This is a genomic window from Flavobacterium sp. (assembly GCF_029242675.1).
Lineage (GTDB): Bacteria > Bacteroidota > Bacteroidia > Flavobacteriales > Flavobacteriaceae > Flavobacterium.
The window spans coordinates 1-9,297 of record NZ_JAQWTM010000383.1 but is presented as its reverse complement, the minus strand read 5'-3'; the positions used below and the strand labels follow the sequence as shown (position 1 = coordinate 9,297).

General features: G+C 34.2%; 7 protein-coding genes. 5 read left to right on the top strand and 2 right to left on the bottom strand.

The features are described 5' to 3' along the window. Nucleotides 1-554 precede the first annotated feature (554 nt). Nucleotides 555-2,177 carry an amidase gene (locus P8M54_RS14065; protein WP_300288602.1) on the top strand — a complete coding sequence of 541 codons (1,623 nt, stop codon included), beginning with the start codon at nt 555-557 and terminating at the stop codon, nt 2,175-2,177. A 153-nt stretch (nt 2,178-2,330) separates the two neighbouring features. Here P8M54_RS14065 and msrB read toward each other — a convergent pair whose 3' ends face one another. Then, nucleotides 2,331-2,723, bottom strand: coding sequence for a peptide-methionine (R)-S-oxide reductase MsrB (gene msrB, locus P8M54_RS14060; protein ID WP_300288601.1), 393 nt, complete (start codon nt 2,721-2,723; stop codon nt 2,331-2,333). A gap of 13 nt (nt 2,724-2,736) precedes the next feature. After that, nucleotides 2,737-3,606: an alpha/beta fold hydrolase gene (locus P8M54_RS14055; protein ID WP_300288600.1), complete on the bottom strand. Its 870-nt coding sequence runs from the start codon at nt 3,604-3,606 to the stop codon at nt 2,737-2,739. A 172-nt stretch (nt 3,607-3,778) separates the two neighbouring features. Here P8M54_RS14055 and P8M54_RS14050 point away from each other — a divergent pair, with 172 nt between their 5' ends. The 4 genes from P8M54_RS14050 to P8M54_RS14035 all read left to right on the top strand — a co-directional run. Then, nucleotides 3,779-5,200, top strand: coding sequence for a glycogen/starch synthase (locus P8M54_RS14050; protein WP_300288598.1), 1,422 nt, complete (start codon nt 3,779-3,781; stop codon nt 5,198-5,200). Next, on the top strand, nt 5,197-6,477 hold the full coding sequence (locus P8M54_RS14045) for a glucose-1-phosphate adenylyltransferase (protein ID WP_300288597.1): 1,281 nt from the start codon (nt 5,197-5,199) through the stop codon (nt 6,475-6,477). The genes P8M54_RS14050 and P8M54_RS14045 overlap by 4 nt, the downstream gene beginning before the upstream one ends. A 64-nt stretch (nt 6,478-6,541) precedes the next feature. Next, nucleotides 6,542-8,449 (top strand): 1,4-alpha-glucan branching protein GlgB, encoded by a 1,908-nt coding sequence (glgB, locus tag P8M54_RS14040; protein WP_300288596.1) that lies wholly within the window; start codon nt 6,542-6,544, stop codon nt 8,447-8,449. A 220-nt stretch (nt 8,450-8,669) separates the two neighbouring features. Next, nucleotides 8,670-9,297: M48 family metallopeptidase (locus tag P8M54_RS14035; protein ID WP_300288595.1), on the top strand; the 628-nt coding region annotated here is incomplete at its 3' end.

Genomic DNA, 9,297 nt, shown 5'->3' with positions numbered 1-9,297 from the left:
TACTGCAGTTATGTGGGAGAGTATGTCGTCGCCTTTGTGTTTAAAAACCCTGATTCATCTGAATCAGGGTTTTTTGTTTTATAGTAGTTTTTCGTATGAAAACTGATTTTTTGCCTGAGGGATAGCAGTGAAAATCCCATTTTGAGGCTTTTTTTTGCCGCGAAAAAGATTGTAACGTATAGCCCGACGGTGCTGGAACGTAGTGGAAGTAGCGGCAGGCCATAATTTCTTGTATTTACATCTGTTTACTTCTAATTTTCTGTTGATTTCCCCATTAAGTCCTGTAATCTTAGCATATTTTAGGACTTTCACTTATAAAAATAAAGTCAATTACTAAAGGGTACTATCATTCTTTAAGTAAACAGAGTTGTATTCTTGGTCTGTTTTTAGTTACAAAATGTGTTGTTGACTATTAATTATTCGGTACTTATTGTATTTAATGGTTTTAATTTAAGTTTTTTTATTTGATTGAAGCTAAGGATAATCTTCTGTTTTACTTTTGTAGTTCAAAGTATTTATATAAATTTAGAAAATTAATTTATAAATCAATTTTTATGGAAAGACGGTCATTTTTAACGACTGCTACTTTGGCAACAGCTGGAATAGGAACTTTTTTAGTGTCAAGTTGTTCTAATAAGGAAAAAACAGGGGAAGACGGTTTAAAAGAGGAAGGTATAGACGATTTTGTTTTAGATGAAGAAACGATATCTAGCTTGAGTACCAAATTAAAGTCGGGGGAATATACGTCTGAGAAATTGGTGGAATTGTACTTAAAGCGAATTGAAGAAATAGATAAAAAAGGACCTGCATTAAACGCTGTAATTGAAGTTAATCCTGATGCTTTAAACTTAGCCAAAAAACTTGATAAGGAATTAAAAGAAGGTAAATCAAGAGGTTTGCTTCATGGGATTCCTGTTCTTATTAAAGATAATATTGATACTGCTGATCAAATGCAAACTACTGCAGGCGCATTAGCCTTAGAAGGGAATATTGCTAAAGATGATGCTTACATAGTAAAGAGATTAAGAGCTGCTGGAGCTATTATTTTAGGCAAAACAAACTTGAGCGAATGGGCAAATTTTAGGTCTACTAGTTCTTGTTCAGGTTGGAGTAGTAGAGGTGGACAAACGAAGAACCCTTATATCTTAGACCACAATCCGTGTGGTTCTAGTGCAGGTTCAGGTGTCGCTGTTTCAGCCAATTTATGTACAGTTTCAGTGGGTACTGAAACAGATGGTTCTGTTGTTTGCCCATCATCTGTAAGCGGTGCTGTGGGGATTAAACCAACAATAGGTTTGGTGAGTAGAAGTGGTATTATACCTATTTCGTCGACTCAGGATACTGCAGGACCAATGGCCCGAACAGTGCAAGATGCAGCTATTTTATTAGGAGTTTTGGCGGGTAGTGATAATAACGATAAAAGTACAATAGGAAGTAAGCAAACGCAAGAGAATGAGTATGTTAAATATTTAGATAAGAACTTTTTGTCAGGAAAAAGGATAGGTGTAGAAAAGAAGCAACAAGGTGCTAATCAGTTTATGCACGCTTTGCAAAAAAAATCTATTGACTTGATTAGAAGATTAGGCGGTACAGTTGTAGAAATTGATTATTTAGATGCTATTAATGAATTGGGAGCAGCAGAATTTGAAGTGATGCAGTTTGAGTTTAAAGAAGGTGTCAATAGTTATTTAAAAAAATCGGATATTAAAGTTAAGTCTTTAAAAGACGTAATTGATTTTAATTTGAAAAACGAGGATAAAGCCATGCCTTATTTTAAACAAGAGACATTGATTAGTTCAAATGAAAAAGGAGACTTAGCAGATGCAAAATACAAAGAGGCACTTAAAAACAGTCATTTTAAAGCTATTAAGATTTTAAATAAAGTTATAGATGAAAACAAGTTAGATGCTATTTGCGGATTAACAATGGGGCCCGCTTGTAGTATCGATATGATATATGGAGATAGATGGGGTGATGTGTTTTTAACCTCACCAGCTGCTATCAGTGGTTTTCCACATATCACTGTTCCTTGTGGTACCGTGTATGATTTGCCAGTTGGATTTTCATTCTTTGGTAAACCATTTACTGAGCCGGAATTAATAGGTTTTGCATATGCCTTTGAGCAAGCTTCCAATAGTAGAGTTAAACCTAGTTTTAAAAAGGCTTTTTTAGGTTAGGATTCTAATAATTAACTAATAAGAATTGTTTTATTTACAATAAAAACCCTTTATTCAAATCATAAGTATTTGAACAAAGGGTTTTCAAATAGAGCGTAATATATGTGGTTAAAATGCTTAATAAAATATTTCTGTTTTTGTAAATAATGACTTTTAACCTTCTTTAAAATCAATAGATAAACTATTTACACAGTAGCGTTCTCCTGTTTTGGTAGGTCCATCATTAAACACATGACCTAAATGACCTCCACAATTCGCACACACTATTTCAGTTCGAATCATACCATGCGTTTTGTCTAAAACATTTTTTACTTTTCCAGGAATCGCATCATCAAATGATGGCCAACCACAATGAGCATCAAATTTAGAATTGCTTTCGAATAATGGTTCAGCACATCCACCACAACAGTAGGTACCTTTCTCATAATGTAGGTTATATGCACCAGTATGAGGGTATTCCGTTCCTTTTTTTCTTAATATACGGTAACGATCCTCTCCTAGTTCTTCTTTCCATTGTTCTTCGGTTTTATGTAAAGGAAATTCCATTAGTTCTTGTATTTTAATTATTTTTCAAAGTAAAGTTAATCACTTTTTCTATTACTTTCTCATTGCCTAATATTTTTCTGTGTCCTAAAGATTCAGTAAGCATTAGTTCTCCTGCTTTTAAATTTTCGTAAATATGTATTCCTGCTGTAACAGGTACTTCGAAATCTTGATTATCGTGTATTACTAAAACAGGAATATCAGTGGTTTGTGCTGCTTTAAATGCTGAAAAGTCGCCCATATTCTCTTTGTACTTCTTTTCAAAATGAGCTCTCAATTTAGTGGCATATTTAGTAGGTAGTTGGAGTTTATCTGTAAAATCATCTATAATGTCTTGTACAATATCTCCGCTTCCTATAATCGTTGCATTTTTCACTTTTAGTCCTTGTTTTATTGCATTAAGGACTGACATTCCGCCTAATGAATGTCCAATTGCACTTTCAAACGGGCCGTATAATCTGTTTATTTCATGGATTGAGGCTATAAAGTCAACCATAATGCTATTGTTTCCAGGGGATTTACCGTGGCCTGGCGCATCAAAACTTACGGTAGAGAATCCGTTTTTCACCAGTTCATCCGCTATTTTAAATAGTTGTGTACCGCGTCCAGACCAGCCATGTACAAGCAGCACTTTCTTAGGACTCGTTCCGTAGGTATAAACAACAATTTCTTTATTAATATCGGGAACACTAACTACTTTTTGGACACTTGTATTGTCCATATTTTGTTCGCGCTTCGGAATTTTATGTTTAATAGGTGTTGTAAATAATTTTGCAATATATAAAGTCGCTAGTTTCGGGGAAATAAATGCGAAAAATTTACCAGTCATGATGATAAACTTTGGTGTTTCTGTTATTTGTTTGCTATCCGTTGCTTTTTTTGTCATTTTAATAAATTTGTATTTAGGCTTATTATCTCTGAATTTTTTACTAAATTTAGAAAAACATAAAAGTACGATATTTAATAGGTTTTTGATAGTAATTATTCTTCACAGTTATTTAGGTCCAGCTGAATTATAGTTAACTTATTAATTAAAATTGAAAAAGATAAAAATATAGATGGAAATATTTCACATCAGCGCAGAGTGTTACCCTGTAGCTAAAGTAGGTGGCCTTGCCGATGTAGTTGGGGCCTTGCCTAAATACCAAACTAAAGCTGGCGAACTTGCTAGAGTTGTTATTCCGTGTTATGAATCTAAATTCAGGAATGAAAATGAATTTGAATGTGTTCATTGGGGATTTGTCAAATTGGGTAAATTTAATTTTCCCTTTAACGTTTTAAAGGAAAAAACGGACAAGCTCGGTTTTGAACTCTATCTAATTGAAATTAAAGAATTATTCGATCGACCTAATGTTTACGGTTACAAAGATGATATTGAACGTTTTTTAGCTTTTCAGATCGCAGCATTAGATTGGATTATTGGTCGTGAAGAAATGCCTTCAGTTATTAATTGTCATGATCACCATACAGGACTTATTCCTTTTATGATGCTTTATTGTTACAAGTACGGTAAGTTAAAGAATGTTCCGTCAATGATTACCATTCATAATGGCCTATATCAGGGGCAATTTGGTTTTGATAAATTGCAGTATATTCCAGAATTTGATTTAGCTCATGTTAATGTTCTAGAATGGGATAATTGTATCAACTCTTTAGCTGTAGCTGTAAAGTGTGCCTGGGCCGTTACCACTGTGTCACCCAATTACCTAAATGAAATTAACTTTTCGGCAAATGGCTTGGAGTCCCTTTTTAATCTTGTTCGTTATAAATCAAGAGGTATCCTGAATGGCATCGACACTGAAGTTTGGGATCCTGCTACCGATAAAATGCTAGAGAAAAACTACTCAATTAAAAATTTTGAAAAAGGCAAGCAACTGAACAAGGAAGTACTTTGTTCATTATTTAATTTAGACCCTTCTAAGCCTTTATTTAGTTTTATAGGAAGGCTGCTAGATGAAAAAGGTGGTGACTTGCTACCTCATGCAGCAGCACTGGCATTGTCTGAAAATTATAAGCAAATCAATATATTAATTTTGGGTTCTGGAAGTACCTTAATCGAAAATCAGTTAAATAGCTTATTGGGTGATTACAAAGGAAACTACAATACTTTTATAGGTTACAACGAAGAGCTGGCTCATTTAATTTATGCTGGTGCTGATTTTTTACTAATGCCTTCACGGGTTGAACCTTGTGGATTGAACCAAATGTATTCACTTCGATATGGCACCGTTCCTATCGTTAGGCGAACCGGTGGGCTTCAAGATACGGTTATAGATTTTGGAGATAATGGAAACGGAATTTGTCACGATCAATCATCAGTTGGGGATATTTGTTATTCCATTAGTCGTGCAGTTATTCTATACAATGATAAAACGAATTTAAATAAAATTAGAAAATTTGGGATGAATATAGATCATTCCTGGGAGCGCGTTTGCCAAGAATATTTAGAGATGTACAATTTAATAATAAGTAAAATATGAAATCAAATAAGAACAACATAATTTCAATTATTCTAGGTGGGGGTCAAGGCTCCCGTTTGTATCCGTTAACAGCTACTCGATCAAAACCGGCCGTTCCCATAGCAGGAAAATACAGATTGGTAGATATTCCTATTTCTAATTGCATGAATTCTGATATCAAAAGAATATTTGTATTGACGCAATTTAACTCTGCATCTCTAAATGCACACATCAAGAACACTTATACTTTTAATGCTTTTAGTCAAGCTTTTGTTGATATTTTAGCTGCTGAGCAAACTCCTGATAATCCTACTTGGTTTCAAGGAACCGCTGATGCTGTTAGGCAGTGTATGCCTCATTTTTTAAATCATGATTTTGAATACGCATTGATTTTATCAGGCGATCAGTTGTATCAAATGGATTTTAACGACATGCTTGAAGAACACATCAAGAGCAATGCTGATATTTCAATTGCGACTTTGCCTGTTAATGCGAAGGATGCGCCTGAATTTGGAATTTTAAAAACAAATAGTGAAAATTATATTGAGTCTTTCATTGAGAAACCAGCCAAAGAATTATTACCGGAATGGGAATCAGATGTTAGTGACCAAATGAAAGCAGAGGGTAAACATTACCTAGCTTCGATGGGAATTTATATTTTTAACAGAAAGCTTTTGGTTGACTTAATGTCTAATCCAAACACAAAAGATTTTGGAAAAGAAATTATTCCACAAGCAGTTGGAAACAAAAAAATTCTAAGTTATCAGTATGAAGGTTATTGGACTGATATAGGAAATATTGACTCTTTTTTCGAAGCAAATATTGGTTTAACAGATGACGTTCCGAAATTTAATTTGTTTGATAACGATAATAAAATTTTCACAAGACCAAGGTTACTTCCTCCTTCTAAATTTAATAAAACAATTGTAGATAAGTCCATACTGTCTGAAGGCTGTATCATAAACGCTAAAGAAATTAAAGGATCTGTAATTGGTATTCGAGCAAGAATAGGCGAGGGTACTGTAATTCAGAACTCCTATGTCATGGGTAATGATTATTATCAAAGTTTAGATGATATGGAAACGGACTGCAAGAGTGGGCAAATACTAGTAGGAATTGGCGAAAGATGTTTTATTAGCAATGCACTAGTAGATAAAAACTGCCGTATAGGTAATGATGTTCATATAAATGGAGGCAAGCATCTTGAGGACGCTTCCACTGATCTCTATTCTATCAAAGATGGTATTGTAGTGATTAAAAAAGGAGCAATTGTACCAAATAATTATCAAATAGGATAAAACCATTTCCTGTGAACGATCAACTAATGTTCTAAACTCAGCTTTAGAATTACACAATTATATTATGACCAAAGTTATTTCGCATTCCCTTTTTACTGATTTTGATATCGATTTGTTCAAAGCTGGAAAACATTTTAGACTGTATGAAAAGCTAGGGGCACATTTGATTGAAGTGAATGGAGTGCATGGTGTATACTTTGCTGTATGGGCACCTACTGCTCTTTCGGTTTCTGTTATTGGTGATTTTAATTTTTGGAACCAAGGAGAACATCAGCTTGAAGTACGTTGGGATTCTTCAGGAATTTGGGAAGGATTTATTCCGAATTTAGAAAAAGGAACGGTCTACAAATATAAAATTCAATCAACAATTGCGGGTGTAAGTACTGAAAAGGCCGATCCTTTTGCCTTTTATTGCGAACAACCGCCCAATACAGCTTCTGTTGTTTGGGACTTAGACCACAAGTGGAAAGATTCGAAATGGATGAAATCGCGAAAAGAGAAAAATGGACTTGATAAACCATATTCTGTTTACGAAGTACATTTAGGTTCCTGGAAGAGACACGGCAGTGATAATAGTTTTTTGACTTACAAAGAATTTGCGGATGATTTGGTTAACTATGTTGTAGAAACTGGTTTTACCCATGTAGAATTTATGCCTATCATGGAGTATCCTTATGATCCTTCATGGGGTTACCAATTAGTTGGTTATTTTGCTCCTACATCTCGATTTGGAACTCCTCAGGATTTTATGTTTTTAGTCGATAAACTGCATCAAGTAGGAATTGGTGTAATTTTAGATTGGGTGCCTTCTCATTTTCCTGATGATGCGCATGGATTGGGTTATTTTGATGGATCTAGTTTATATGAACATCCGGATCGAAGAAAAGGGTACCATCCTGATTGGAAAAGTTTGGTGTTTAATTACGGTCGAAATGAGGTACGTTCTTTTTTAATTAGTAATGCATTGTTTTGGTTGCACCATTATCATGCAGACGGTTTAAGAGTGGATGCAGTAGCTTCGATGTTATATTTAGACTATTCTAGAAATGATGGAGAATGGGAACCTAATATTTATGGAGGTAATGAAAATTTAGATACCATTAGTTTCTTAAAAGAATTTAATGAAGCTGTTTATTCCAATTATGAGGGAGTTCAAACTATTGCAGAAGAAAGCACATCATTTCCAATGGTTTCCCGACCTACTTCAATAGGAGGTTTGGGTTTTGGAATGAAATGGATGATGGGATGGATGCATGATACTTTGCAATATTTTCAAAAAGAGACCGTATATCGAAAGTACCACCAAAATGATTTGACTTTTTCGATGACTTATACTTATGCAGAAAATTTCATGTTACCGCTTTCTCATGACGAGGTAGTTTACGGTAAAAAATCGCTTGCTGATAAAATGCCAGGAGATGAATGGCAAAAATTTGCTAATCTCAGACTTTTGTACTCTTATATGTTTACACATCCGGGAACAAAGTTGCTTTTTATGGGTAGTGAATTTGGTCAAATAAAGGAATGGAATTTTCAGGAAAGTTTAGATTGGCATTTATTAGAAAACCCATATCATCAGGGCGTAAAGAAAGTTATAACAGATTTGAATGCACTCTATAAAAAAGAACCCGCATTATATGAAAACCAATTTAGTTCTGAAGGATTTGAGTGGATCAACTACTCTGACCATCAAAATGCAGTCCTTGCATACATACGAAAAGGAGTTAAAACAGAAAATGATTTAATAGTTATTTGCAATTTTACGCAAGTGGTTCGTTCAAATTATAAAATTGGCTTGCCTCGCAAAGGAAAACTACAAGAAATATTCAATAGTGATGCTAAATCATATGAAGGTAGTAATGTGGAAAACGGAAAAAAATTGAAAGCAGCAGCCTCACCTTATGATGGTCGTGATTTTTCCATAGCATTGGAACTGCCTCCTTTAGCAGTTATAGTGCTTAAATATTGCTAATTAAGCTATTCAAATTCATAATTAATTCAGTTCGAAAGGAAATTCTAATTTATGATAATGATAGGCTTTTGCTGAAATATTTTATTATTTGGTAAGTGTTAGCATTCAATTGAAAGTAAGTTTCTTTTACAACTTCGCAAAATGTCATAACATTTGCTCCTAATTTTATAATTCTCAAAATAATAATAATCGTATTTTTGTTAAAATAAAAGTAAACATTATGAAAAATTATACAATTGTAGCAGGAATATTTGTATTAGGACTTTTAAGTTCATGTGCAACTAATCCATTAACAGGTAAGAAAACTTTAAATTTAGTATCAAACGAGCAATTGTTTCCTACTTCTTTTCAACAGTACGGTACTTTTTTAAAGGAAAATAAGGTTATTACAGGTACTACCGATGCTAAAAGAGTGGAAACTGTGGGAATGAAAATTAAACTTGCAGCTGAAAAGTATTTAAATTACCTCGGGCAAAAGGGGTATTTGAATGGATACCAATGGGAATATAAGTTAGTAGATAGTAAAGAAGTTAATGCTTGGTGTATGCCAGGAGGTAAAATTGTTGTTTATTCAGGGATATTACCAATCACTAAAGATGATGCTGGCTTAGCAACGGTAATGGGACATGAAGTTTCGCATGCCTTAGCCAACCACGGAGCGCAAAGAATGAGTGCTGCTCAGTTGCAAGAGATTGTGGGTGTAGGAGTAGCTGTTGCTACCTCAGGTCAAAGTCAACAGGCGCAACAAACGTGGAATCAAGCCTACGGTATAGGTACTGAAGTAGGTATCATGTTACCTTTTAGTAGAAGTAACGAAACCGAAGCGGATAAGATTGGTAATATCCCTG